This is a genomic window from Mesorhizobium sp. M0410 (assembly GCF_040321435.1).
Lineage (GTDB): Bacteria > Pseudomonadota > Alphaproteobacteria > Rhizobiales > Rhizobiaceae > Mesorhizobium.
Genome location: NZ_JAMYRN010000010.1, coordinates 227,460 through 251,210, shown reverse-complemented (window position 1 = coordinate 251,210; position 23,751 = coordinate 227,460). Strand labels below are relative to the sequence as shown.

General features: G+C 63.1%; 23 protein-coding genes. 21 read left to right on the top strand and 2 right to left on the bottom strand.

What is annotated here, in order from left to right:
- Nucleotides 1–59 precede the first annotated feature (59 nt).
- The 6 genes from NKI63_RS17600 to NKI63_RS17575 all read left to right on the top strand — a co-directional run bounded on the left by NKI63_RS17600 (nucleotide 60) and on the right by NKI63_RS17575 (nucleotide 6,721).
- Nucleotides 60–1,703: an ABC transporter substrate-binding protein gene (locus NKI63_RS17600; RefSeq protein WP_352506125.1), complete on the top strand. Its 1,644-nt coding sequence runs from the start codon at nucleotides 60–62 to the stop codon at nucleotides 1,701–1,703.
- Between the two features lie 18 nt (nucleotides 1,704–1,721).
- Nucleotides 1,722–2,789 carry an ABC transporter permease gene (locus NKI63_RS17595; RefSeq protein ID WP_352506126.1) on the top strand — a complete coding sequence of 356 codons (1,068 nt, stop codon included), beginning with the start codon at nucleotides 1,722–1,724 and terminating at the stop codon, nucleotides 2,787–2,789.
- 13 nt (nucleotides 2,790–2,802) lie between these two features.
- Complete coding sequence (gene nikC / locus NKI63_RS17590; RefSeq protein ID WP_254816191.1) at nucleotides 2,803–3,723, top strand: nickel transporter permease; 921 nt, start codon at nucleotides 2,803–2,805, stop codon at nucleotides 3,721–3,723.
- Nucleotides 3,720–4,553, top strand: a complete 834-nt coding sequence (locus tag NKI63_RS17585) for an ABC transporter ATP-binding protein (RefSeq protein WP_352506127.1) — start codon at nucleotides 3,720–3,722, stop codon at nucleotides 4,551–4,553. The genes nikC and NKI63_RS17585 overlap by 4 nt, the downstream gene beginning before the upstream one ends.
- The gene (locus tag NKI63_RS17580; RefSeq protein WP_352506128.1) at nucleotides 4,550–5,299 is read left to right on the top strand and encodes an ABC transporter ATP-binding protein; all 750 of its coding nucleotides are present in this window, start codon (nucleotides 4,550–4,552) and stop codon (nucleotides 5,297–5,299) included. Before NKI63_RS17585 ends, NKI63_RS17580 begins: the two co-directional genes overlap by 4 nt.
- A 144-nt stretch (nucleotides 5,300–5,443) precedes the next feature.
- Nucleotides 5,444–6,721 (top strand): 4-aminobutyrate--2-oxoglutarate transaminase, encoded by a 1,278-nt coding sequence (locus NKI63_RS17575; protein ID WP_352475991.1) that lies wholly within the window; start codon nucleotides 5,444–5,446, stop codon nucleotides 6,719–6,721.
- A gap of 63 nt (nucleotides 6,722–6,784) precedes the next feature.
- Here the strand turns inward: NKI63_RS17575 and NKI63_RS17570 are convergent, their stop codons facing one another.
- Both NKI63_RS17570 and NKI63_RS17565 read right to left on the bottom strand, forming a co-directional pair.
- A complete protein-coding gene (locus NKI63_RS17570) occupies nucleotides 6,785–7,387 on the bottom strand; it encodes a sulfotransferase family protein (protein ID WP_352475990.1) in 603 nt (200 codons plus the stop codon).
- A gap of 120 nt (nucleotides 7,388–7,507) precedes the next feature.
- Nucleotides 7,508–8,758, bottom strand: coding sequence for an NAD(P)/FAD-dependent oxidoreductase (locus NKI63_RS17565; RefSeq protein WP_352506129.1), 1,251 nt, complete (start codon nucleotides 8,756–8,758; stop codon nucleotides 7,508–7,510).
- A 422-nt stretch (nucleotides 8,759–9,180) separates the two neighbouring features.
- Between NKI63_RS17565 and NKI63_RS17560 the strand changes: the two genes are divergently transcribed.
- The 15 genes from NKI63_RS17560 to NKI63_RS17490 all read left to right on the top strand — a co-directional run bounded on the left by NKI63_RS17560 (nucleotide 9,181) and on the right by NKI63_RS17490 (nucleotide 23,635).
- Nucleotides 9,181–10,473, top strand: coding sequence for an imelysin family protein (locus NKI63_RS17560; protein WP_352506229.1), 1,293 nt, complete (start codon nucleotides 9,181–9,183; stop codon nucleotides 10,471–10,473).
- Between the two features lie 54 nt (nucleotides 10,474–10,527).
- On the top strand, nucleotides 10,528–10,839 hold the full coding sequence (locus NKI63_RS17555; RefSeq protein ID WP_352506130.1) for a (2Fe-2S)-binding protein: 312 nt from the start codon (nucleotides 10,528–10,530) through the stop codon (nucleotides 10,837–10,839).
- Entirely contained in the window at nucleotides 10,805–11,290 is a 486-nt protein-coding gene (bfr, locus tag NKI63_RS17550) for a bacterioferritin (protein ID WP_023676883.1), read from the top strand. Before NKI63_RS17555 ends, bfr begins: the two co-directional genes overlap by 35 nt.
- 12 nt (nucleotides 11,291–11,302) lie before the next feature.
- A complete protein-coding gene (locus NKI63_RS17545; protein ID WP_352506131.1) occupies nucleotides 11,303–12,907 on the top strand; it encodes a di-heme oxidoreductase family protein in 1,605 nt (534 codons plus the stop codon).
- Entirely contained in the window at nucleotides 12,907–13,980 is a 1,074-nt protein-coding gene (locus NKI63_RS17540; protein WP_352644427.1) for an imelysin family protein, read from the top strand. The genes NKI63_RS17545 and NKI63_RS17540 overlap by 1 nt, the downstream gene beginning before the upstream one ends.
- A gap of 2 nt (nucleotides 13,981–13,982) precedes the next feature.
- A complete protein-coding gene (locus NKI63_RS17535; protein WP_352506133.1) occupies nucleotides 13,983–15,089 on the top strand; it encodes a DUF1513 domain-containing protein in 1,107 nt (368 codons plus the stop codon).
- Between the two features lie 159 nt (nucleotides 15,090–15,248).
- On the top strand, nucleotides 15,249–15,941 hold the full coding sequence (tsaB, locus tag NKI63_RS17530; protein ID WP_352506134.1) for a tRNA (adenosine(37)-N6)-threonylcarbamoyltransferase complex dimerization subunit type 1 TsaB: 693 nt from the start codon (nucleotides 15,249–15,251) through the stop codon (nucleotides 15,939–15,941).
- Complete coding sequence (gene rimI, locus NKI63_RS17525) at nucleotides 15,941–16,435, top strand: ribosomal protein S18-alanine N-acetyltransferase (protein WP_254816257.1); 495 nt, start codon at nucleotides 15,941–15,943, stop codon at nucleotides 16,433–16,435. Before tsaB ends, rimI begins: the two co-directional genes overlap by 1 nt.
- Nucleotides 16,436–16,456: 21 nt before the next feature.
- Nucleotides 16,457–17,257 carry a lyso-ornithine lipid O-acyltransferase gene (gene olsA, locus NKI63_RS17520; protein WP_352506135.1) on the top strand — a complete coding sequence of 267 codons (801 nt, stop codon included), beginning with the start codon at nucleotides 16,457–16,459 and terminating at the stop codon, nucleotides 17,255–17,257.
- A gap of 62 nt (nucleotides 17,258–17,319) precedes the next feature.
- Nucleotides 17,320–18,729, top strand: a complete 1,410-nt coding sequence (gene miaB, locus NKI63_RS17515; protein ID WP_352751480.1) for a tRNA (N6-isopentenyl adenosine(37)-C2)-methylthiotransferase MiaB — start codon at nucleotides 17,320–17,322, stop codon at nucleotides 18,727–18,729.
- An 83-nt stretch (nucleotides 18,730–18,812) separates the two neighbouring features.
- Nucleotides 18,813–19,805 carry a PhoH family protein gene (locus NKI63_RS17510; protein ID WP_352464821.1) on the top strand — a complete coding sequence of 331 codons (993 nt, stop codon included), beginning with the start codon at nucleotides 18,813–18,815 and terminating at the stop codon, nucleotides 19,803–19,805.
- A gap of 17 nt (nucleotides 19,806–19,822) precedes the next feature.
- Nucleotides 19,823–20,320: an rRNA maturation RNase YbeY gene (gene ybeY, locus NKI63_RS17505; protein ID WP_352506137.1), complete on the top strand. Its 498-nt coding sequence runs from the start codon at nucleotides 19,823–19,825 to the stop codon at nucleotides 20,318–20,320.
- Between the two features lie 28 nt (nucleotides 20,321–20,348).
- Nucleotides 20,349–21,422 (top strand): hemolysin family protein, encoded by a 1,074-nt coding sequence (locus NKI63_RS17500; protein WP_352448597.1) that lies wholly within the window; start codon nucleotides 20,349–20,351, stop codon nucleotides 21,420–21,422.
- A 69-nt stretch (nucleotides 21,423–21,491) separates the two neighbouring features.
- A complete protein-coding gene (lnt, locus tag NKI63_RS17495; protein WP_352506138.1) occupies nucleotides 21,492–23,078 on the top strand; it encodes an apolipoprotein N-acyltransferase in 1,587 nt (528 codons plus the stop codon).
- A gap of 137 nt (nucleotides 23,079–23,215) precedes the next feature.
- Nucleotides 23,216–23,635, top strand: a complete 420-nt coding sequence (locus NKI63_RS17490; protein WP_023676895.1) for a helix-turn-helix domain-containing protein — start codon at nucleotides 23,216–23,218, stop codon at nucleotides 23,633–23,635.
- The last annotated feature ends 116 nt before the right edge of the window (nucleotides 23,636–23,751 follow it).

Below are 23,751 nucleotides of genomic sequence, written 5' to 3'. Positions count from 1 at the left end.
AAGAAATGCCACAACCCTGAGCCGGGAACTCAGGTCAACAAAAACAGGGAACACTTAAAATGATGATGGAAAAGTTTGCTCTAGGCACCCGCTTCTTGCTCGCGGGCGCGGCAATGTCCGCGCTGCTCCTGGCCGGTGCGCCTGCCTTCGCGGTCACGCCCGCCGACACGCTGGTCGAGGGTTTGGCCATCGACGACATCATCTCCATGGATCCGGGCGAGGCATTCGAATTGTCGACCGCCGAAATCACCGGCAACACCTACGATCTCCTGGTGCGCCTCGACCTCAGCGACACCTCGAAGGTCAAAGGCGATCTCGCAGAAAGCTGGAGCGTTTCCGACGACGGCCTTACCTACACGTTCAAGCTCAAGCCCGGCCTCAAATTCGCCTCCGGCAATCCGATCACGGCGGCGGACGTCGCCTATTCGTTCGAGCGCGCCATCAAGCTCGACAAGACCCCGGCCTTTATTATCGGCCAGTTCGGCATCGACGGCGGCAACGTCACCGAGAAGGCCAAGGCTGTTGATGATACGACGTTCCAGTTCACCGTCGACAAGGCCTATGCGCCGAGCTTCGTGCTGAACTGCCTGTCGGCGACGGTCGCCTCGGTCGTCGACGCCAAGCTGGTCAAGGAGCATGTCGCCGCGGTCACGCCGAGCGCCGACTACAAATGGGACAATGATTTCGGCAATGCCTGGCTGAAGACCGGCTATGCCGGCTCCGGTGCCTTCAAGCTGCGCGAATGGCGGGCCAACGAGGCCGTCGTTATGGAGCGTAACGACAATTACTACGGCGAAAAAGCCAAGTTTGCCCGCGTCATCTATCGCTTCATGAAGGAAAGCTCGGGCCAGCGCCTGGCGCTTGAGGCTGGCGACATCGACGTTGCCCGCAATCTCGAGCCGAACGATCTCGATGCCATTGCCAAGAACGCCGACCTCACCACCACCTCAGCCCCCAAGGGCACGGTCTTTTACATCAGCCTCAACCAGAAGAACCCGAATCTCGCCAAGCCCGAGGTTCGCCAGGCCTTCAAATATCTTGTCGACTATGATGCATTGAGCTCGACCATCCTCAAGGGCATCGGCGAGATCCACCAGACCTTCCTGCCGAAAGGCGTGCTCGGCGAGCTGGACGAGAATCCGTTCAAGCTCGACGTCGCCAAGGCCAAGGAACTGCTCGCCAAGGCTGGCCTCGCCGACGGCTTCAGTGTCACTATGGACGTGCGCAGCAGACAGCCGGAGACAGGCATGGCTGAATCGATCCAGCAGACGCTGGGACAGGCCGGCATCAAGCTGGAGATCATCCCCGGCGACGGCAAGCAGACGCTGACCAAATACCGCGCCCGCAACCACGACATCTATATCGGCCAATGGGGCCAGGACTATTTCGACCCGAATTCCAATGCCCAGACCTTTGCCAGCAACCCGGACAATTCGGATGAAGGCAAGACCAAGACGCTGGCCTGGCGCAACGCCTGGGACATCCCGGACCTGACCAAGCAGACCGAAGCTGCCCTGCTCGAGAAGGATTCGGCCAAGCGCGCCGCAATGTACCAGGATCTTCAGAGGAAGATCCTCGATACCAGTCCTTTCGTCATCATCCACCAGCAGCTGGAAGTGGCTGGCCTGCGCAAGAACCTCAAGGGCTTTGCACTCGGCCCGAGCTTCGACACCAACTTCGTCGGCCCGGTTTCGAAGGAGTGATGTCGGCGGACGCGCCGCATGAGCTTGGCTGAAAGGGAAACGACGGCGGGGCGCGGCAGCGCTCGCGCCGTTGCCATTGCCTCATCGATCGCCCGGTTCCTGGTCATCGCGATAACGACTTATCTCGGTCTGCTCGCGGTGACCTTCTTCATCGGCCGGGTGATCCCGATCGACCCGGTGCTGGCGGTGCTCGGCGACCGGGCGCCGACCAATGTCGTCGAACGAACGCGCCGCGAGATGGGTCTCGACCTGCCGTTGGTCGAGCAGTTCTACATCTATGTCAAACATGCCTTGAATGGTGATTTCGGCACCTCGGTGCTGACCACCAATCCGGTGATGACGGACATCCGCCGCGCCTTTCCGGCGACGCTGGAACTGGCAACACTGGGGACGCTGATCGGTTCGGTGATCGGCGTGCCGCTTGGTGTGCTGGCGGCCGTGCGGCGCGGCAGCATCATCGACCAGATCGTGCGCATCATCGGTCTTGTCGGCTATTCCGTGCCGATCTTCTGGCTGGGGCTGCTGGCGCTGGTGCTGTTCTACGCCAAGCTGCAATGGGTCGCCTTTCCCGGCCGCCTCGATATCGTCTACGAATACACCTTCACGCCGATTACCGGCTTTTACCTGCTGGATGCACTCTGGCAGCGGCAGTGGGACGTATTTGCCGATGCCTTCCGCCACATCATCCTGCCTGCCTCGCTGCTCGGCTATTTCTCGCTCGCCTACATCAGCCGCATGACGCGCTCCTTCATGCTGAACGAACTCACCCAGGAATACATCGTGGCGGCGCGCGCCAAGGGCCTGTCGGAAACGCGCATCATCTGGGGTCACGCGCTGCGCAACGCCGCGGTGCCGATGGTTACGGTGATCGCTCTGTCCTATGCCGGGCTGCTCGAAGGCTCGGTGCTGACCGAGACGGTGTTTTCGTGGCCGGGCATCGGCCTCTACATCACCAACTCGCTGCAGAACGCCGACATGAATGCCGTGCTTGGCGGCACGATCATCATCGGCTCGGTCTTCATCGGCATCAATCTTTTGTCCGACCTGCTCTACCGGCTGCTCGACCCAAGGACCAAGGCAGGATGAGGACCAAGGCAGGATGAGCGCAGAAGCGATTCAAACCCGCCGTGATTGGCTGCTCAGCGAGCGGCCGGCGTCGCGCGTGCAGGCAAGGCTCGGCCGCGCCTATGTAGCCTGGCGGCGCTTTTCCGCCAACCGGCTGGCCTTTGTCGGCCTGCTCATCATCATCGCCCTGCTGGTGGTCGCGGCCTTCGCCGATGTGCTGGCGCCCTATTCGCCGACATTCGGCGACCTCAAGGGCTCGCGGCTGCTGGCGCCAAGTGCCGCGCACTGGTTCGGCACCGACGATCTCGGCCGCGATATCTATTCGCGCATCATCTTCGGTTCGCGTTGGACGCTCTATGTCGTCATTCTGGTCGCCATCATCGCCGCGCCCATCGGCTTGCTGGTCGGCACCGTTGCCGGCTATGCCGGCGGCTGGACCGATGCGATCCTGATGCGCATCACCGACATCTTTCTCGCCTTTCCGAAGCTGATCCTGGCGCTGGCCTTTGTCGCCGCGCTCGGCCCCGGCATCGAAAACGCGGTGCTCGCCATCGCCATCACCTCGTGGCCGCCCTATGCCCGCATTGCCCGCGCCGAAACGCTGACGGTGCGCAATTCCGACTATATCAAGGCGGTGCAACTGATGGGCGCTTCGCCGTTTCGCATCGTGCTTCGCCACATCATGCCGCTCTGCATCTCCTCGCTGATCATCAGGGTGACGCTCGACATGGCCGGCATCATCCTGACCGCCGCCGGCCTCGGCTTCCTCGGCCTCGGCGCGCAGCCGCCGCTGCCGGAATGGGGCGCGATGATCGCGTCGGGCCGACGCTTCGTGCTCGACCAGTGGTGGGTGGCGGGCGCGCCGGGCTTTGCCATCCTCATCGTCAGCCTCGGCTTCAACCTGCTCGGCGACGGCCTGCGCGACGCGCTCGATCCGCGAAGCGGTGACCAATGAGCACGCTTCTCGAAGTCGACGACCTGCGCGTCACCTTCCCGACGCGCACCGGCCTGATCGAGGCAGTGCGCGGCGTTTCCTTCTCGCTCGGCCGCGAACGGCTCGGCATCGTCGGCGAGAGCGGTTCGGGCAAGTCGCAGACCGGCCGCGCCATTATGGGCGTCACCCCGCCGCAGGCCGAGGTGACCGCAAAGACGCTTGCTTTCGACGGCATCGACCTGCTGGCCGCCTCGCCGCGCGAGCGCCGCGCACTGCGCGGCAAGCGTATCGCCATGATCCTGCAGGATCCGAAATATTCGCTCGACCCGGTGATGAGCATCGGCCGCCAGATCGTCGAGACACTGCGCACGCATGAGACAGTCTCCAAGGCCGAAGCCCGCGACCGCGCGCTTGCCATGCTGGAGGCTGTGCAGATCCGCGATCCGGCCCGTGTCTTCGACCTGCATCCGCACGAGGTTTCCGGCGGCATGGGCCAGCGCGCCATGATCGCCATGATGCTGATCGCCGGGCCGGAGATGATGATCGCCGATGAGCCGACCTCGGCACTCGACGTCACCGTGCAGCTCGACGTGCTCGGCATCCTCGACCGGCTGGTCAGCGAGCGCGGCATGGGGCTGATCTTCATCTCGCACGACCTGCGCTTGGTCTCATCTTTCTGCGATCGTGTCATCGTCATGTATGCCGGCAAGGTGGTCGAACAGCTCAAAGCCTCGGAGCTCGGCCGTGCCCAGCATCCCTATACGCGCGGCCTGCTCAACTGCATGCCCAAGATCGGCGCCGACCGTCACCCGCTGCCGGTGCTCGACCGCAAGCCGGAGTGGGCGGCATGACGGCAGCCCTTTCCGTCGACCGGCTGGAGGTGGTCTTCGACCGTTTTCGCGCGCTGAAGGGCGTCAGCCTTGAAGTCGAGTCCGGTGAATCCTTCGGCCTGGTCGGCGAGTCCGGCTCCGGCAAGTCGACGTTACTCAGGGCAATCGCCGGCCTGGCGCCGGCCGCTTCGGGCACCATCGCCGTCAACGGCAAACGGCTCGGCGCGCGCCGCGACAAGGCGTTCTACCGCGAGGTGCAGATGGTCTTCCAGGACCCGTACGGCTCGCTGCACCCGCGCCAGACCGTCGACCGCTTGCTGCAGGAGCCGCTCGCCATTCACGGCTTTGCTGACGGCGAAAAGCGCATCCAGCGGGCGTTGGACGAGGTCGGCCTGGGCACCGGCTTCCGTTTTCGCTATTCGCATCAATTGTCCGGCGGCCAGCGCCAGCGCGTGGCAATCGCCCGTGCCCTGATCCTCGAACCGTCGATCCTGCTGCTCGATGAGCCGACCTCGGCGCTCGACGCTTCGGTGCAGGCGGAGGTGCTGAACCTGCTGGAGGAGATCCGGCGGCGGCGCAAGCTGACCTTCCTGATGGTCAGCCACGACCTCGCCATCATCACCCATATGTGCGAGCGGCTGATGGTGATGCAGAACGGCGAGGCGGTCGAGCACCTCACCGCCGGCGACCTCGTCGAGCGCCGCGTCACCAAGGACTACACGCGCAATCTGCTGAGGGCGAGCGTGGGGTTTGTCAGGACGGCTTGAGCGACGGGCGTTCGGTTGCCGACATCGGCATCGACAGGCCCAATCGCCGGGCGACGGTGCCAACTTGAGGAAAACCTGAAATAAGCCCAAAAGAGTCTCAACAGCCATCAAACGAGAGCGGGCGCCGGTCCGGTGAGGGATACGATGACAAATTCAGCCATTTCCGAACGCAAGAACCAGTCGATTTCGCGCGGCGTCGGCATGACCACTCAGATCTACGCCGATCGCGCCGAAAACTCGGAAATCTGGGACGTCGAAGGCCGCCGCTATATCGATTTTTCGTCCGGTATCGCTGTCGTCAACACTGGCCACCGTCACCCTAGGGTGATCGAAGCGGTCAAGGCGCAGCTCGACCGCTTCACCCATACCTGCTACCAGGTCGTGCCCTACGAGAGCTATATCCGGCTGGCCGAACGGCTGAACGGCATGCTGCCCGGCAAGTTCGACAAGAAGACGATTTTTGTCACCACCGGCGCCGAGGCGGTCGAGAACGCTATCAAGATTGCCCGTAACGCCACCGGCCGGCCGGCGGTCATCGCTTTTTCCGGCGGCTTTCACGGCCGCACCTTCATGGGCATGGCACTGACCGGTAAGGTCGTGCCCTATAAGGTCGGGTTCGGCGCCATGCCGGCGGATGTCTTCCATGCGCCGTTCCCGGTTGCGCTGCACGGCGTGTCGGTCGCCGATTCGTTGGCGGCGCTCGACCGGCTGTTCAAGGCCGACGTCGATCCGGCCCGCGTCGCCGCCATCATCGTCGAGCCGGTGCAGGGCGAGGGCGGCTTCTACGAGGCGCCGCGCGACTTCATGACCGCATTGCGCAAGATCTGCGACCAGCATGGCATGCTGCTGATCGCCGACGAGGTGCAGACCGGCTTTGCCCGCACCGGCAAGATGTTCGCCATGGACCACCACGAGGTGGCGGCCGACATCACCACCATGGCCAAGAGCCTTGCCGGCGGCTTTCCGCTGGCGGCGGTCACCGGACGTGCCGAGATCATGGATGCGCCGAACCCCGGCGGGCTCGGCGGCACCTATGGCGGCAGTCCGATCGGCGTCGCCGCGGCGCATGCCGTGCTTGACGTCATCGACGAGGAGAAGCTCTGCGACCGCGCCAACACGCTGGGCAACCGTCTGAAGCAGCGCCTGCAATCGATCCGTGACGAAGCGCCGGAGATCGTCGATATCAGGGGCCCCGGCTTTATGAACGCGGTCGAGTTCAACGATGTGACGAAGGGCCTGCCGTCGCCGGAACTCGCCAATGCGGTCCGGCTGAAGGCGCTCGACAAGGGTCTGATCCTGCTGACCTGCGGCGTCTACGGCAACGTCATCCGCTTCCTCGCGCCGATCACCATCCAGGACGGCGTCATGAACGAGGCGCTCGACATCCTGGAAAGTTCGATCCGCGACGCCCGCGCCGCCTGAGCGGCGAGGATATGGCCTGGGATTCAACTGCGGCGAAGGCCGAGATAGGCGGCAAGCCGCCGTTCAACGCCCTATGCGAGCACGAAATTCGGCAGTCGAATTGGTGCGTGGAAACGGTTCGGAAGGCAACTGTACACCGAGAAAGGCACAAAGCGGCTCCCACCCTTCGGAGGCCTGATAAGTAAGAAGGCGTTCAGGTGGCAGCGTTGATTTCACGGAAGCGTTATGTGCTTCATAGACAGCGATTGCGTAATCACGGTTATCAAATCGACCGCCAAAGACAGTGTTTCCAATCACCGCCACACCAAAGGACTGTGGATCATTGGTAGCAGCATCCATCGTGAGCCCTATTGTTTGCGCCATGCTGTCATACCAGGCTTCGGGGTCACGAACTGTCAGGATAACCTTCGCATCAGGGTAGTGGTCACTCACTTCGCGCCAAAAATGCGCCGTTGGCCAATCGACCGCGGAAAGATAGCGGGCATATGCCGCATCCCAGGTCGGGAGTTGTCCCTGGCCGGCTGCGCGCCACAGCGTCTTCTGCTCGGGATTGGCGTGGACATCTGCCATGTGATGACACGGCCCGAACCCAAGATGCTCCAACGCGAGCTTCAGCGAATATGTGCCAGTGCGACCCATGCCTGCGCCAATGACATATAGAGCCATGAGCACCCCCCGACGATTTCAATTGGTCAAAATACCGCTGTTTCCTTTACTTCGCTATATGTTTGAAGGTCAGCTCCCGGTCGAACTAGACTAGGTCATTCAGGGTGATTGGGTTTGATCTTATCCCGCAGCGCGGACAGGCTCTTCTTCCTGGAAGGCGGCGAGCGCCGCCTTCAGCCCGTCGGGCCCAGTCGCGACAATCTGCGGCGACGGCGAAAAGCCGGCGCCGAGCATCTTGCGGCCAAGCATGTGGTCGCCGGGCCGGTTGACCGATTCGATGCCGAGCAGCCGGCTTCCGGCATAGTGGTAGATAGAGAATTTGTTCTCGGCCACGTCGCCCAGCACGAGATGGCTGTCGCCGCCCGCAATCAGGCCGACCATCTGCAGCTTCATGTCGCCGATATCGGACCAGAACCACGGCACCGCCGAGTAATTGTCGGTGTGGCCGGCAATGGTGCGAGCGGCGAGCCGCGCCTGGTCGGTGGCGTTCTGCACCGATTCCAGCCGCACGTCGCCGCCTGTGAACCAGTGCCGGTAGGACGCCGCGTCGCCGATGGCGAGGATTTCCGGCACCGACGTGCGCATCTGCTGGTCGACGCGGATGCCGTTGGCGATGGCAATGCCGGCGGCTTCGGCCAATTCGACATTCGGCACGACGCCAATGCCGATGACGACCATCTGCGCCGGCAATCTTTCGCCAGATGAGGTGATTGCAGCCGAAACACGGCCGTTCTCGCCCTCCAGCCGTTCGATGGTGGTGCCGGTAAGGATGCGCACACCGGTCGCCTCCAGCCGCTGGCGCACATGGCCGGCGATGACCGGCGCGACGGCGCGCCCGAGCAGCCGGTCGACCGCCTCGACCACCGTGACCTTGCGGCCGGCGGCGGTGAGCGTTGCGGCAATCTCAAGGCCGATGAAGCCGCCGCCGAGGATGACGACCTCCTCGCTTTGCGCGCTTAATTCGCGGATCAGGCGGGCATCACTGAGCGAGCGCAGCGACACAACGCCAGAAAGCTCCGACCCCGGCAGCGGCAGCAGGCGCGGACGCGCGCCGGTGGCGAGGATCAGCCGGTCGAACGGCAGCACGCCGCCTGATATCTCCAGCCGGCGGCCGGCGACGTCGATCCGCTCGACCCGCAGGCCTGGCCGGTAGTCGATGGCGCTGCCGGTATAAAAAGCCTCGCCGCGCAACGGTTGCGGCTTTGCTTGCTGATCCTTGATGAAGGTCTTCGACAGCGGCGGCTTGTGGTAGGGCAATTCGTCTTCGTCGCCGATCAGGATTACCGGCCCGTCATAGCCTTCTTCGCGCAGACTGGCGGCCGCTTGCACGCCCGCATGACCCGCACCGACAATGACGACCCCGATCTTCATAACAGCCCGATTCCTCACCCAAATCTAGGACGTCACGCCAGGTGGCGATTGTCTGGTCCCGCCGCAAGAGCGCCGATCCGGGTCGCACCCGGAACGGCCGCCTGTCAACCGCGTCATGCGCCGGCATTCCTATACATCGGTGTTAAAGTTGACAGTTCTAGTTTAGAATAATTCTAAACTATTGTTTCAATTGAATTTTTTCTACGCCACCAGTTGACATCCGGTGTCTTCGCCGTTTTATGGAAGCTCGCGCGTCAGCGCATCCCTTTGATGTCTGGGCCTTGAACCCTTTCGATTGGAGGCATTTCGGTGTCTTTCTTCCGCGAACCGCGCGATGGCGCGACCCTTCTTTGCCCGCTGGCAGCTGCCCGCCGCGGCGCCGGCATTTCATTGATTCCCGAGGAGAGACAGTCATGAGAACGATGATCAGGGCACGGTATGGCGGCAGGCTTGCGGCGATCGGGGCCACCGCGATGCTCACGGCGGCTGTGTTCGTGCTGCCGGCCAAGGCGCAAACCGATGCCAAGGCGGTCATCAAGACCTATTCCGACATCGCGCTCGCCAAATACGAGGATTCGCTGATCACGGCCGAGGCGCTCGACAAGGCTGTCGATGCGCTGCTCGCCAAGCCATCGGCCGAGACGCTGAACGCCGCCCGCGAGGCCTGGAAGGCATCGCGCGTTCCCTATCAGCAGACCGAGGTCTATCGCTTCGGCAATGCCATCGTCGACGACTGGGAAGGCAAGGTGAACTCCTGGCCGCTCGACGAGGGCTTGATCGACTATGTCGCCAAGGGCTACGGCACCGAGTCGGATGCCAACGCTTTATACACCGCCAATGTGATCGCCAATAAGTCGATCGAGATCAACGGCAAGAAGGTCGACGCCACCAATCTGACGCCGGAGTTCCTCTCCGGCACCCTGCAGGAGGCCGGCGGTATCGAGGCCAATGTGGCGACCGGCTATCACGCCATCGAATTCCTGCTTTGGGGTCAGGACCTGCACGGAACCGGTCCGGGCGCCGGCGAGCGGCCCTACACCGATTACGACCTCGCCAATTGCACCGGCGGCAATTGCGACCGTCGGGCGCGATACCTGAAATCGGCGAGCGACCTTCTGGTTTCCGATCTAAAGGATATGGTCGACTACTGGAAGGAAGGCGGCGCCGCCCGCAAGAACCTTGTCGATGGCGAGCCGAACGCCGCCATTTCGACCATCTTCACCGGGATGGGCTCGCTGTCCTATGGCGAACTCGCCGGCGAGCGGATGAAGCTCGGCCTTTTGCTGCACGATCCGGAAGAGGAGCATGATTGCTTCTCCGACAACACCTACAACTCCCATCTCTACGATGCGATCGGCATCCGTGCCGCCTATCACGGCAGCTACACGCGGCTTGACGGCACTGTCGTCGAGGGGCCGTCGGTGGCCGACATGGTCAAGGCGGCCGATCCGGCGATCGACAAGGAATTGTCGGCTAAACTGGATATCACCATCGCCAAGATGGAGGCCATCAAGGCGCGGGCGCTTGCCGGCGAGGCCTATGACCAGCAGATCGCCGAGGGTAACGCTGACGGCAACGCCACCGTGCAGGCGGCGATCGACGCGCTGGTCGATCAGACCAAGTCGATCGAACGCGCCGTCGGCACCCTGAAGCTCAATGCCATCGCCTTCGAGGGCTCGGACAGCCTCGATTCACCGGACAAGGTGTTCCAGTAAACTTCGAAACCAACAGCCACGCGGCGCAATGAGCGCCGTTAGCCAGAGCGACAAATGCTGATCTGCCATTGCAACATCATCACCGAAAAGGAGATAGAGCAGACGATCGTCGGACTGCTGGATGAGGACCCCTGGCAGCTGATCGTGCCGGCGAAGGTCTACCATGCCATGCACAAGCGCGGTCGCTGTTGCGGCTGCTTCCCAAATGTGGTCGAAACGATCATTCGGGTCACCGAAAATTATCACGCCCGCTCGGCGGCGAGCGGCGTGGACATCGTTTCACACCTGGATCGCGTCAGAGGCCTGCGCGTCCAATACGGGAGCAGAATCCATGAAAGGCGAACAGCAGATCATAGAGCGGCTTAACGAGGCTCTGTTTCTGGAACTTGGAGCGGTCAATCAATATTGGGTGCATTTCCGGCTGCTGGAAGACTGGGGATACGCCAAGCTGGCGAAGAAGGAACGCGCTGAATCGATCGAAGAAATGCACCATGCCGACCGGCTCGTGGCGCGCATCATCTTCCTTGAGGGCCATCCGAACCTGCAGTCCGTGGCGCCGCTGCGTATCGGGCAGAATGTCAAGGAAGTGCTCGAATCCGATCTTGCCGGCGAATATGACGCGCGCACCGCCTACAAGCGTTCGCGCGAGGTTTGCAACGAAGCAGGCGACTACGTGACGATGAAGCTGTTCGAGGAATTGCTGGCTGACGAGGAAGGTCACATCGACTTCCTCGAGACGCAACTCGACCTGCTCGCCTCCATCGGCGAGGAAAAGTACGGCCAACTCAACGCAGCGTCGGCCGACGAGGCGGAATAAGGACATGCCGGAATGCGGCGCCCCCTAGATTTCTTGCGCCGCTTGCCGGCCGAAGATTGCGGCCTGCCGCCTCAGAAGAAGCCGCGGTACGGGATCCTTCGCGGCCCTTTTCTTGCCGTGGTGGCGACGCTCACAGCCTCGGCGCTGGCCGGAGCGCCGCAACCGGCGGGGCTTGCCACCAGCCGCACCGATCTGACGCCGAAGGATCTGGCGCGCGTCATCGCGATCACCAGGCCGACCAGCGATTTCTCCAAGCCCGAGCAATTCGAATTGATGCAGGGCGGCGCCGGCACCTCGAAGAAGGACGTCAACAAGGATGCCTTCTCGCAATCCTCCGCCAACATCGGCTTCGAGGAAGAGGGTACCTTCAAGCTCGGCAATGCCATTTTCCGCAAGAACTGGGTGTCGTCGCCATCCTCGACACAAGCCTCGGATGGGCTCGGTCCGCTGTTCAACGAGCGCGCCTGCCAAAACTGTCATCTGAAGGACGGCCGCGGCCATCCGCCCGAAGGCGACAGCGGCACCACCTCGATGTTCCTGCGCCTGGCAAGGGAAGCCAGTACCGAGGAGGAGAAAGCCGCACTCGCCGATCACAAGGTGCTCAACTTTCCCGACCCGGTCTATGGCACACAACTTCAGGAGCTAGCCGTTCCCGGCCTGCAGGGCGAAGGCAGGATGCATGTCGATTATCAGGAGCAGAAAGTAAAACTGGCGGACGGCAGCGTCGTGTCGCTGCGCAAGCCGAGCTATTCGGTCGAGGGTCTCGCCTACGGGCCGCTCGATCCGCACACCACGCTGTCGCCGCGCATGACACCGCCGATGATCGGCCTTGGCCTGGTGGAGCAGATCGCTCCTGCCGACATCCTTGCGCATGCCGATGCGACCGACCGCGATGGTGACGGGATTTCCGGCAGGCCCAACATAATACGCGACAGCAGCAGCGGTGAACTGACGCTCGGCCGTTTCGGCTGGAAGGCGCAGGCGGCTTCGATCCGTCAGCAATCGGCGGACGCTTTTGCCGGCGATATCGGCATTTCGACGCCTGAGGTGCCGAGGCACTGGGGCGATTGCAGCGCCGCAGAAAAGACCTGCCTTGCCCTACCCAACGGTGTACAGGAGCGCCTCGGTCCGGTCGAAGCGCCGCCGCCGGTCGTGGACCTCGTCACCTTCTATTCGCAAAACCTTGCCGTGCCGGCTCGGCACGATCTCGACAGACCGGATGTGCTCGCCGGCAAAAAACTGTTCTACGATATGGGCTGCATCTCCTGCCATACGCCGAAATTCGTCACCCGTCGCGGAACCCCGAACAGAGCGCACGCCTTCCAGCTGATCTGGCCTTATTCCGATTTCTTGCTGCATGACATGGGACCCGGCCTTGCCGACGGACAGGCGGTGGGCGAGGCCACGGGAAGCGAATGGCGCACGCCGCCGCTGTGGGGCATCGGGCTCACCCAGACCGTCAGCGGCAACACCTTCTTCCTGCATGACGGGCGCGCACGCAGCCTGGCCGAGGCAATCCTGTGGCATGGCGGCGAGGGCGAGAAGGCGCGTGACCGCTTTGCCGCTGCCAATGCGGCCGAACGCGCCGCGCTGATGAAGTTTCTGGAGTCGCTCTGATGCGGAAGCGTCTTGCACTCGCGCTGATGCTGGTCCTCGCCGATGCGCTGCCGGCATCCGCCGCGGTGAAGGCTTCGGATGTGATCCAGCGGGCGATCGACGGCTTCGTCCGCCCGGCCTATACCAGGCTGCATGACCACGCGGACAGCTTGGCCAAGACCATGCACGCGCTTTGCCAGGCGCCTTCGCAAGATACTCTCGATGCGGCACGCGCCGAATTCTCAGGCGTCGTGGATGCCTGGTCGGTGGTGGAAATCATCCGTTTCGGGCCGATCGCCGAAAACAACCGGCTTGAGCGCATGCTGTTTTGGCCGGACCGCAAGAGCATCGGCCTGAAGCAGGTGCAGGCAGCACTGGCCGGCAAGGATCCGGCGGCCGCCGATCCGGCCCAACTGGCGACAAAGAGTGTCGCCATGCAAGGGCTCGGCGCATTGGAGTTCGTGCTCTACGGCGATGACGCCGGTCAATTGGCCGGCAAGGGCGACGCCTATCGCTGCGCCTATGGTGCAGCCATTGCCGGCAATGTCGAGACGATTGCCGCCGAGGTCGGCGAGGCCTGGAACAAGCCCAACGGCTTTGCCGCGCTCTGGGCCCATCCCGGTCCGCAGAACGCGCTCTATCACGACGGAACCGAAGCGGTGACCGAACTGGTCGGCGTCTTCATCAACGAGTTGGAAATGGTTCGCGACGTGCGCCTGAAAGGCTTCCTGGGCGCCAAGCCGGAGGCCGACAAACCGAAACAGGCGATTTATTGGCGCTCGCAGAACACCGCACGCTCGCTGACCGGCAATCTGGCGGGCATGGATGCGCTGTTCCAGGCCTCCCAGCTTGGCGATGCGCTGCCGCCTGATGCACGCTGGATGGCGGAATCGGTCCACATCCAATTCACCAACGGGATCGAGGCCGCCAAGGCGATCAGGGGTCCGATCGACAAGGCACTAGCCGATCCGACGTTGCGCCAGAAGCTCGACTACTTCGCACTGGTGACATCCAGCCTGACGACCCTGATCGGCACCAGGCTGACCGCCGAATTCGGCCTGACCGCCGGGTTCTCGTCACTGGATGGCGACTGATCATGAGGACGCCGCTGATCGATCGGCGCGATTTCCTGAGGGCCGCGGGCGCTGGTTTCGTGGCGGCGATGGCGCCGTCGGCCTGGGCAAATACACTCGACGCCGACGCGGTCTTCGCCACGGCTTTCGTCAAGCGCGACGGCAGCTATGGCGCGGCCGTCCTGTCCGAGGCCGGCAAGTTGTTGCACACGATCGATCTGCCCGATCGGGGCCACGACGTTACCTTCGACCCGGTGTCTAAGCGTTCGGTGGTGTTTGCCAGGCAGCCGGGCACCTTTGCTGTCGTCTTCGACCATACCGGCCGCGATGAACCGCACACCATTGCCAGCGTTGCCGGCCGGCATTTCTTCGGCCATGGCGTGTTTTCGGCCGATGGCACGCTGCTCTACGCAACCGAGAACGATTTCGACAATGCCGACGGCGTCGTCGGCGTCTATGACGCGCATGCGAAATTCAAGCGCATCGGCGAGTTCCCGACCTACGGCACAGGCCCGCACGAGCTTTTGCTGCTTTCCGACGGCAGGACGATTGCTGTGGCCAATGGCGGCATCGAGACGCATCCGGATTATGGCCGCGCCGAGCTCAACATCGCAACGATGAAGCCTTCCTATGTTCTGGTCGACCGCCTTACCGGCGATCTCACCGAAAAGCACGAATTGCCGCCAGCGCTGCACCAACTGTCGATCCGCCATATGGATGCCGACCGCTCCGGCACCGTCTGGTTCGGCTGTCAATACAGGGGGCCGGGTACCGATCGTCCCCCACTGCTCGGCCGCGCGCCGCGCGGCATGGACTTGAAATTGCTCGACATGCCGCAGGACGTGCTCTCGGCCTTCAGAAATTATATCGGCTCGGTCGCGGCCAACCCTGCCGCCGGCACCATCGCCGTGTCTTCGCCTGAGGGGAATTCGCTTGCCGTGATCGACACGGCCAGCGGCCGCATCGTCGCCAGCAAGGCGCTGGTCGAGGTCTGCGGCGTTGCACCCGATGGGGAAAGCTTCATGGCGACGACCGGCGCCGGCGAAATCGTCGAGGCCGGTGGCTCGATACGTTCCGAGCCGGACTATGTCTGGGACAATCACCTGCTGCGTATCGAGCAGGTCGGCTAGTTCCGATACCTATTGTGGCGATTGCGTGCGTTGGAACTTACATTCTTGGACCCGCGCCGAAGCCAAGTCGCCTGACGATTTATCCATTATTCCCTTGCGGGGATCAGCTCTGGCGGGCAGAGGGAAGCTGTTTTCGAAACTGTCTCAACCGGCCGCTTCATGAAGTTGCTTGCCATCGACTGTGCCGCCAATCTCTGCGCCGCCTGCGTCTACGACGCGGCGGCCGGGAAAGAACTCGGCCGTTCGGTGCTCGATCTCGGCAAGGGTCATGCCGAGCATCTGATGGGTGTCATCGAAGGCGCGTTGAAGGCGGCCGGAAGCGATTATGCCAGCCTCGGCGCCATTGCCGTTTCAACCGGTCCGGGCTCCTTCACCGGACTGCGTGTCGGCGTCTCGGCGGCGCGCGGCCTGGCGCTGGCGCTGAAAATCCCGGCGATCGGCGTGACGACTCTGGAGGCACTGGCGGCAGAGACCGCAGCGATATTTCCCCGCCGCGCCGTGATCGCAGCGCTCGATGCAGGCCGCGAGGAGATCCATGCGGCACTTTACGATGAGAGGTCGGTTCTGATCTATGGTCCGGCTGTGACCACGCTCTCGCACGCCGCAGCCATGGCGATCGACATCTCTCCGGTTCTGGCGGGCACGGCGGCAACCCAAATTGCCGCGGCGGCCGGACGCAGCTTCGATCTCGGTGAGACGGCGGCCACCGCCGACATCGCTGTCTATGCGCGGCTGGCCGCGGCCCAAGGTGCCGGTAAACACGGCGAGGGCGAAAAGCCGAAACCGCTTTATCTGCGGGGCGCCGACGCCAAGCCGCAGGCCGGCTTTGTTCTATCCAGGCAAAAAAACTGATGCGTATTCCATTCCTCCAGCCGCGTCGCAGGGACTATGCGATCGAGCCGCTGACGGTTGCCGACAGCGCGGCCATGTCGGTGCTGCATCGCGAGGATTTCGCGCGGCCGTGGACCGACGACGAATTCGCCGCGCTGCTCGAGCAGGACACGGTGTTCGGCTATGCCGCGCGCGAGACCGGACAGGGCGCCAAGCCGCCGGTGGGCTTCGTCCTGGCGCGGCTGGCCGCCGGCGAGGGGGAGATCCTGACGGTCGCAGTGGCACGCTCGCACCGGCGCCGGGGGCTCGGCTGGCAATTGATGGATGCGGTGCTGCGTGAACTGCACGCACAGCGCGCCGAGGCGCTTTTCCTTGAGGTCGACGAGACCAACGTCGCCGCGATCGCGCTCTACCGGCGGCTGGGCTTCCGCGAGGTCGGCAAGCGCGCCAACTATTACAAGTCGCCGGAGCACGGCCCGACCGGCGCCCTTGTCATGCGCCGCGATCTTCGCTAGCCAAACGCCGGGGTGGTGCGGATGATCGGAAAAATCAGGATTTTCCTGGCGCTGGGGCTGGTTGTCGTCGGCTCATTGGTGCTTGTGCCGCTGCAGGTCTTGTCGATGAAGACCGGGCTCTGGCGCGAGACCTTCATCCTGAAGATCTGGCACAGGATGATCATCAGGGCGCTCGGGCTGCGCATCCATGTCAAAGGGGCGCTATCCGGCCAACGCCCATTGCTGGTCGCCGCCAACCACATCTCCTGGACCGACATCATGGTGCTGGGATCGATGGTCGACGTGACGTTCATCGCCAGAGCCGACATGGCCGGCTGGCCGCTGATCGGCATGCTGTCGAAGCTGCAACGCACCGTCTTCATTGAACGTGAGCGCAAACGTTCGTCGGGCGACCAGGCGAGCGAGATCGCCCGCCGGATGGCCAAGGGGGACGCCATGGTGCTGTTCGCCGAAGGCTCGACCGGCGACGGCAACATGATCCTGCCGTTCAAGAGCACACTGTTCGGCGCCGCTACGATGGCGATTGCTGAAGGGGCGGCCGAACAGGTCTTCATCCAGCCGGTGGCGATCGTTTATACGCGCCTGCATGGCGTGCCACTCGGCCGCCGGCATCGGCCGGTTGCCGCCTGGATCGGCGATGAGGAGCTGATGCCGCACCTCAAGGTGCTGATGGCCGAGGGCGCTCTCGACGTCGAGGTGCATTTTGGCGAGGCGATTGCTTTCTCCAAGGGGTCCAGCCGCAAGGAGACGGCAAAGCAGATGGAACGCCAGGTGCGCGAGATGGTGCAGGCGGCGCTCGCCGAACCGCGCCCGAGCCGGTAGTCTGCTCGGTACCGGCCAGATTCGTCTGTTTTTTGTCAGGGAAAGGCGCTAGAAGCCGCGAAATGGAATTGAACACGATAGAACGCGACGACATCGGCGCTGCCGCCGAAGACCTGGTCGTTCTGCCTGCCGCGACCAGGAAGGTCTTCGTCAAGACCTATGGCTGCCAGATGAACGTCTACGATTCGCAGCGCATGACCGATGCTCTGGCCATCGACGGCTATGCCGCGACAGACGCCATTGGCGAGGCCGATCTGGTGCTGCTCAACACCTGCCACATCCGCGAGAAGGCGGCGGAAAAGGTCTATTCCGAACTTGGGCGCATCCGTGAGTTGAAGGCGGAACGTGCCAAGGCCGGGCGCGAAATGCTGGTCGGCGTCGCCGGCTGCGTGGCGCAGGCCGAGGGCGCCGAGATCATCCGTCGCTCGCCGGTGGTCGATCTGGTCATCGGCCCGCAGACCTACCACCGGCTGCCCGGTGTGCTGGCGAAGGCGCGGAGCGGAGAAAAGATCGTCGAGACCGACTATGCCGTCGAGGACAAGTTCGAGCATCTGCCGCAGCCCAAGCGCGCCGAACTGATCAGGCGCGGCGTGACGGCGTTCTTGACCGTTCAGGAAGGCTGCGACAAATTCTGCACCTTCTGTGTCGTACCCTATACGCGCGGCTCGGAAGTCTCGCGGCCGGTGGCACAGATCGTCGCCGAAGCCGAGCGCCTGGCGGATGCCGGCGTGCGCGAGGTGACGCTGCTCGGCCAGAACGTCAACGCCTGGCATGGAAGAGGCGAAGACAGCGAGGAATGGGGCCTTGGCCGGCTGCTGTTCAGGCTCGCAGAGATTCCAGGTCTGGCGCGGCTGCGCTACACGACCAGCCATCCGCGCGACATGGACGATGAATTGATCGCCGCCCATCGTGATTTGCCCGCGCTGATGCCCTATCTACATTTACCGGTGCAATCCGGCTCGGACCGCATACTCAAGGCGATGAACCGCAGGCATATGGCCAAGGACTACCTGACGTTGATCGACCGCATCCGTGCCGCGCGGAACGACATCGCACTGTCCGGCGATTTTATCGTCGGCTTTCCCGGTGAGACGGAAGCGGATTTCGAGGCGACGATGCAGTTGGTGGAAGACGTCAACTATGCCTCGGCCTTCTCGTTCAAATACTCTCCGCGGCCCGGCACGCCGGGCGCCGAAATGAACGATCAGGTGCCGGAGGCCGTCAAGGACGAGCGCCTGCAGCGATTGCAAGCGCTGCTTCTGAAACAGCAGCAGCATTTCGGCGCAAGCCTGGTCGGCAGGACCATCGACACGCTGGTCGAAAAGCCGGGCCGCCAGGCCGGCCAGAAGGTTGGCCGCTCGCCGTGGCTGCAGCCGGTTATTGTTGATGAAAAGGCCGGCGAAATCGGTGACATTATCCAGGTACGAATCACGAAGGCGGGCTACAACAGCCTGTTCGCCGAATTGGCCTGAAGGCCTCGGCAGATGAGGAGAGACGGTTGAGCGCTGCTGAAGTCAAGAACCTGCCCCAGAATCTACCCTCCGGGGCCTCGGATATGGCGCACATCGTACTGACTTTCGACAATAACAAGCTTGCCAGCGCCCTTTACGGCCAGTTCGACGAGAATCTGGCCAGGCTCGAGCAGAAGCTCGGCGTCGACATCCGCTCGCGTGGCAACCAATTGACCATCAAGGGCTCTTCCTCAGCCGCCGAGCAGGCACGCCGCGCCTTGGACAATCTTTACGGCATTCTGCAGAAAGGCACTGATATCGGCCAGTCCGATGTCGACGGCGCGGTGCGCATGGCGATCGCCACCGACGACCAGCTGACGCTGCCGACGCTGGAGCGCAAGGGCAAGGTGTCCGCCGCCCAGATATCGACACGCAAGAAGACCATCTATGCCCGCTCGCTGAACCAGGACGCCTATATGCGCGCGCTGGAGCGGTCGGAACTCGTCTTCGGCATCGGCCCGGCCGGCACCGGAAAGACCTACCTGGCGGTGGCGCACGCGGCAATGCTGCTCGAACGCGGCATGGTCGAACGCATTGTGCTGTCGCGCCCCGCGGTCGAGGCCGGCGAACGGCTTGGCTTTCTGCCGGGCGACATGAAGGAGAAGGTCGATCCCTATCTGCGGCCGCTCTATGACGCGCTCTACGACATGATGCCGGCCGACAAGGTCGAGCGGGCGATTGCCGCCGAGGTCATCGAGATCGCGCCGCTGGCGTTCATGCGCGGCCGTACGCTGGCGCATGCCGCCGTCATCCTCGACGAGGCGCAGAACACCACGCCGATGCAGATGAAGATGTTCCTGACCCGGCTCGGCGAGAACTCGCGCATGATCGTCACCGGTGATCCGACCCAGATCGATCTGCCGCCGAACACCAAGTCCGGCCTGGTCGAGGCGCTGAGAATTCTCGACGGCGTTACCGGCATGGTGACGGTCCGCTTCAATGAAGGCGACGTCGTCAGACATCCGCTGGTCGCCGAGATCGTCAAGGCCTACGACCGTGACGGCAAGCTGGCCAGGGGCTTAGGTGTCGAAAGCTGATATGATTATGCGGCCGCATGGCTGAGGAGCAAAAGGCGGGAGGGCCGCTTCCCGTCGAGATCGATATCGCCATAGAGGCGGGCGACTGGCCCGACGAGACGACGCTGACGCGGCTGGTCGACCACGCCGTATCGGCCGCCTTTGTCGAAACCGGTGCGGACGGCCGTTCCGAGCTCAGCATCGTCTTCTCCGACGATGCCCATATCCGTACGCTCAATGCCGGCTGGCGCGGCAAGGACAAGCCCACCAACGTCCTGTCTTTTCCGGCTTTTCCCTTTACCAGGGGCGGGCCTCTGCCGCCGATGCTCGGCGACATCGTGCTGGCCGCCGAGACTGTCGCGCGCGAGGCGGCACTGGAAGACAAGCCCGTCGAGGACCATATCTCCCATCTCGTCATCCATGGCCTGCTGCATTTGCTGGGCTATGATCACGAAACGGATGCCGAAGCGGATCTGATGGAAGCGACAGAGCGCGCAGCACTTGCGAGGCTTGCCATTCCCGATCCCTACACGTAATTACAAAAGACCAATTGACCGGACGATGATGAACGACAAACCAGAGACTGCCGCCCGCTCCGACGCCGGCAGTGTGATCAAGCCTTCCGAAACGACGGAAGAGGGCTCGAGTCCGAGTACCACGACCGGCAGCTTCGCCAGCGAGGCATCGCCTGCCGGTCCTTCCCTGTTCGATCGCGTGCTCGGGCTTTTCAGGCACCGCAACGGCACCAGCCTGCGCGAGGAGATTGCCGGTGCGCTTGCCGAAACGGCGAGCGATGCAGAATCCTTCTCGCCCGGCGAACGCGCCATGCTCAACAACATCCTGCGCCTGCGCGAAGTGCGGGTCGAGGACGTCATGGTGCCGCGCGCCGACATCGAGGCGGTCGAGATCACGACGAAGCTCGGCGATCTTCTGGGGCTGTTCGAACAGTCCGGCCACTCCCGCATGCCAGTTTATTCGGAGACGCTCGACGACCCGCGCGGCATGGTTCATATCCGCGACGTGCTGGCGCATATCACCAAGGTCGCCCGCGTCAGAAAGGGCAGGACGACCAGGAAAACCCCGGTCGCGACGGTTCTCGATCTCGCCCAGGTCGATCTGGCGCGCACCATCGGCGATCTCAACCTGATCCGACCGGTGCTGTTCGTGCCGCCGTCGATGCTCGCCTCCGACCTGATGGGGCGAATGCAGACGACGCGCACCCAGATGGCGCTGGTCATCGACGAATATGGCGGCACCGACGGCCTCGTCTCGCTCGAGGACATCGTCGAGATGGTAGTCGGCGACATCGAGGACGAGCATGACGAGGACGAGCCGATGATCACCCAGGCCGGCGAAGGCGTCTTCATCGTCGACGGCAAGGCCGAGATCGACGACGTCGCCAAGATGATCGGCGAGGATTTCGCCGCCGGCGAGCACGGCGAATATGTCGACACGATCGGCGGCATGATCTTCAATACGCTTGGCCGGGTGCCGGCGCGCGGCGAAGTGGTGCAGGCCATACCCGGCTTCGAGTTCCATGTGCTCGACGCCGATCCGCGCCGCGTCAAGCGCGTGCGCATCGTCGAGACCTTGAAGGGCGAGCGGCGGCGCCGCGCCGTGCGCACCGAGCAGGCTTAGGGTTTGTTTGGAGGCAAGCCCGCGGCCTGATAAATCTTGCGTCCTGATTCGCACGACTCGGAAGCATTGATGGAGCGCCAGGCCGGCCGGATAATTCTGCTTTGGGGCTGGCGGCGCGCGCTGGTGGCGTTTCTTGCCGGGGCGCTGGCGGTTCTTGCCCAGGCGCCTTACGATTTCTTCGCCGTCTGCTTCGTTTCGTTCCCACTGCTGGTGTGGCTTCTCGATGGCGCGACCGGCGAAGCCTCGGACGGTTTTCTGCGGCGCTTGCGGCCGGCTTTCGCCGTCGGCTGGTGGTTCGGTTTCGGCTACTTTCTTGCCGGTCTCTGGTGGGTCGGCTCGGCGCTTCTGGTCGAGGCCGACAGCTTTGCCTGGGCCTTGCCGTTCGCGGTGGTCGGCATCCCCCTCGCGCTGGCCTTCTTTTACGGTTTCGCTGCCGTGGTTGCCCGGCTGTTGTGGAGCAACGACATCGGCCGCATCGCCGCGCTCGCCTTCGGCTTTGCGCTGGCGGAATGGCTGCGCGGCTTCCTGTTCACCGGCTTTCCGTGGAATGCCGTCGGCTATGCGGCGATGCCGGTGCCTTTGCTGATGCAGAGCGTCTCGGTGACCGGCATGGTCGGCATGAACGCGCTGGCGGTCTTCGTCTTCGCGCTGCCGGCGCTGCTTGCGGCGCGCCAGCATCTTCGCCTCGGCGCGGCGTTGCTTGTCGTTCTCGTCGCCGCCCATGCCGGCTTCGGCTATATCCGGCTCGCCGCCCCCGAAAAACCGGCGGCCCATAGCCTCGACGTCCGTATCGTGCAACCTGCCGTCGATCTCACGGAAAAATGGGATGCCTCGGTGCGTGACCGCATCTTCGCCACCATGATGGGGCTTTCGGCCAGGGCACCGGAACCCGGCCATGACAGGCCGCAATTGATCCTGTGGCCGGAGACCTCCGTGCCGTTTCTGTTCACCGAACGTCCGGATGCCTTGCCTGCCATCGGAGAGATGCTTGGCGATGGCCAGATGCTGCTTGCCGGCGTCGTTCGCGAGGAAGGCGGCTCGGCGGCTCGCAGCCGTTACTACAACTCGGTCGTGGCGATCGACGAAAGGGGCGAAATCGTCGATGCCGTGGACAAGGTCCACCTGGTCCCCTTCGGCGAATATCTGCCTTTCGCCGATCTGCTCGGCCGCCTCGGGCTTGAGCAGCTTGTTGCCGGTCCGATGACCTTCGCGGCCGGCAATGAGCGGCACCCGATCGCGCTGCCCGGCGGTATGCGGGCGCTGCCGTTTATTTGCTATGAGGTCATCTTTCCCGATCTCGTCGCGGTTGACGCTACGACAGCCGCGCTTATTGTGAACGTCACCAATGACGCTTGGTTCGGCGACACGCCGGGGCCGTACCAGCACTTCAGGCAGGCGCAGATCCGGGCGGTGGAGAATGGGGTGCCCCTGTTGCGCGCGGCTAATAACGGCATTTCGGCCGTTGTCGACCCGCACGGTCGCATCGTCGACGCGCTGGCAATCGATGCACGCGGCGCCATCGATGTGCGTGTGCCGATCTCCAACCAAGCCATCGTTTCCTCCAGCCAACGACGCATTAACGGAATGCTGATCATGTTTTTGCTCGCCGTAGCGGCATGCATTTTGAACGTAAGGCAAAGGCTACGGGCGAATTGACAGCCGACACATTAGAAACTCATACTGTAAGCGCCTGAAAATTTTCGAAGTCGATAAGGTCGTTCTGTTGGGGCACGGGCCGCGGCGTCGTTTGGGCAGCAAAGTAGAAAAAGCCGGAAAAATTCGGCGAGGACAAAATGACAGAAGAAAACAAGAAAAAGCCGAATCCGATCGACATCCACGTCGGAAGCCGCATCCGGCTTCGCCGCAATATGCTGGGAATGAGCCAGGAAAAACTGGGCGAAAACCTCGGCATAACGTTCCAGCAGATCCAAAAGTACGAAAAGGGCACCAATCGCGTTGGCGCCAGCCGTTTGCAGGCAATCGCCTCCATACTCGGCGTGCCCGTCGCCTTCTTTTTCGAGGATGCGCCCGGTCAGGAGCCCGTGGGCAACCGTGGATTTGCCGAGGATGCGTCGATGACCTCCGCCGTCGAATTCTGCGGCAGCCCGGAAGGGCTCCAGCTGAATCGCGCCTTCGTCAAGATCGCCGACGTGAAAGTGCGCCGTAAGATCATTGAGCTTGTGAAGTCGCTCTCCACCGACGAGGTCGATTGACTGGCTCGCGAAGAGTTCAAAGAGGTAGAGTTCGTCGTGGCTGGGCAGGCAATTTCTCGCGCTTGCCCGCATCGAGGGATGTGCATTCCGCAGATGCGCCAAAGCGCGGATCGATT

What these genes read in the sequence shown, in the direction of transcription:
- NKI63_RS17540 (WP_352644427.1), top strand. Translation starts at nt 12,907, where the DNA reads ATGCGGAAGCGTCTTGCACTCGCGCTGATGCTGGTCCTCGCCGATGCG.
- NKI63_RS17545 (WP_352506131.1), top strand. Translation starts at nt 11,303, where the DNA reads ATGCGGCGCCCCCTAGATTTCTTGCGCCGCTTGCCGGCCGAAGATTGC.
- NKI63_RS17490 (WP_023676895.1), top strand. Translation starts at nt 23,216, where the DNA reads ATGACAGAAGAAAACAAGAAAAAGCCGAATCCGATCGACATCCACGTC.
- NKI63_RS17555 (WP_352506130.1), top strand. Translation starts at nt 10,528, where the DNA reads ATGCTGATCTGCCATTGCAACATCATCACCGAAAAGGAGATAGAGCAG.
- bfr (WP_023676883.1), top strand. Translation starts at nt 10,805, where the DNA reads ATGAAAGGCGAACAGCAGATCATAGAGCGGCTTAACGAGGCTCTGTTT.
- ybeY (WP_352506137.1), top strand. Translation starts at nt 19,823, where the DNA reads ATGGCTGAGGAGCAAAAGGCGGGAGGGCCGCTTCCCGTCGAGATCGAT.
- NKI63_RS17580 (WP_352506128.1), top strand. Translation starts at nt 4,550, where the DNA reads ATGACGGCAGCCCTTTCCGTCGACCGGCTGGAGGTGGTCTTCGACCGT.
- NKI63_RS17560 (WP_352506229.1), top strand. Translation starts at nt 9,181, where the DNA reads ATGATCAGGGCACGGTATGGCGGCAGGCTTGCGGCGATCGGGGCCACC.
- nikC (WP_254816191.1), top strand. Translation starts at nt 2,803, where the DNA reads ATGAGCGCAGAAGCGATTCAAACCCGCCGTGATTGGCTGCTCAGCGAG.
- NKI63_RS17500 (WP_352448597.1), top strand. Translation starts at nt 20,349, where the DNA reads ATGAACGACAAACCAGAGACTGCCGCCCGCTCCGACGCCGGCAGTGTG.
- NKI63_RS17565 (WP_352506129.1), bottom strand. Translation starts at nt 8,758, where the DNA reads ATGAAGATCGGGGTCGTCATTGTCGGTGCGGGTCATGCGGGCGTGCAA.
- tsaB (WP_352506134.1), top strand. Translation starts at nt 15,249, where the DNA reads ATGAAGTTGCTTGCCATCGACTGTGCCGCCAATCTCTGCGCCGCCTGC.
- NKI63_RS17585 (WP_352506127.1), top strand. Translation starts at nt 3,720, where the DNA reads ATGAGCACGCTTCTCGAAGTCGACGACCTGCGCGTCACCTTCCCGACG.
- miaB (WP_352751480.1), top strand. Translation starts at nt 17,320, where the DNA reads ATGGAATTGAACACGATAGAACGCGACGACATCGGCGCTGCCGCCGAA.
- lnt (WP_352506138.1), top strand. Translation starts at nt 21,492, where the DNA reads ATGGAGCGCCAGGCCGGCCGGATAATTCTGCTTTGGGGCTGGCGGCGC.
- NKI63_RS17535 (WP_352506133.1), top strand. Translation starts at nt 13,983, where the DNA reads ATGAGGACGCCGCTGATCGATCGGCGCGATTTCCTGAGGGCCGCGGGC.
- NKI63_RS17595 (WP_352506126.1), top strand. Translation starts at nt 1,722, where the DNA reads ATGAGCTTGGCTGAAAGGGAAACGACGGCGGGGCGCGGCAGCGCTCGC.
- NKI63_RS17570 (WP_352475990.1), bottom strand. Translation starts at nt 7,387, where the DNA reads ATGGCTCTATATGTCATTGGCGCAGGCATGGGTCGCACTGGCACATAT.
- NKI63_RS17510 (WP_352464821.1), top strand. Translation starts at nt 18,813, where the DNA reads ATGGCGCACATCGTACTGACTTTCGACAATAACAAGCTTGCCAGCGCC.
- olsA (WP_352506135.1), top strand. Translation starts at nt 16,457, where the DNA reads ATGATCGGAAAAATCAGGATTTTCCTGGCGCTGGGGCTGGTTGTCGTC.
- NKI63_RS17600 (WP_352506125.1), top strand. Translation starts at nt 60, where the DNA reads ATGATGATGGAAAAGTTTGCTCTAGGCACCCGCTTCTTGCTCGCGGGC.
- NKI63_RS17575 (WP_352475991.1), top strand. Translation starts at nt 5,444, where the DNA reads ATGACAAATTCAGCCATTTCCGAACGCAAGAACCAGTCGATTTCGCGC.
- rimI (WP_254816257.1), top strand. Translation starts at nt 15,941, where the DNA reads ATGCGTATTCCATTCCTCCAGCCGCGTCGCAGGGACTATGCGATCGAG.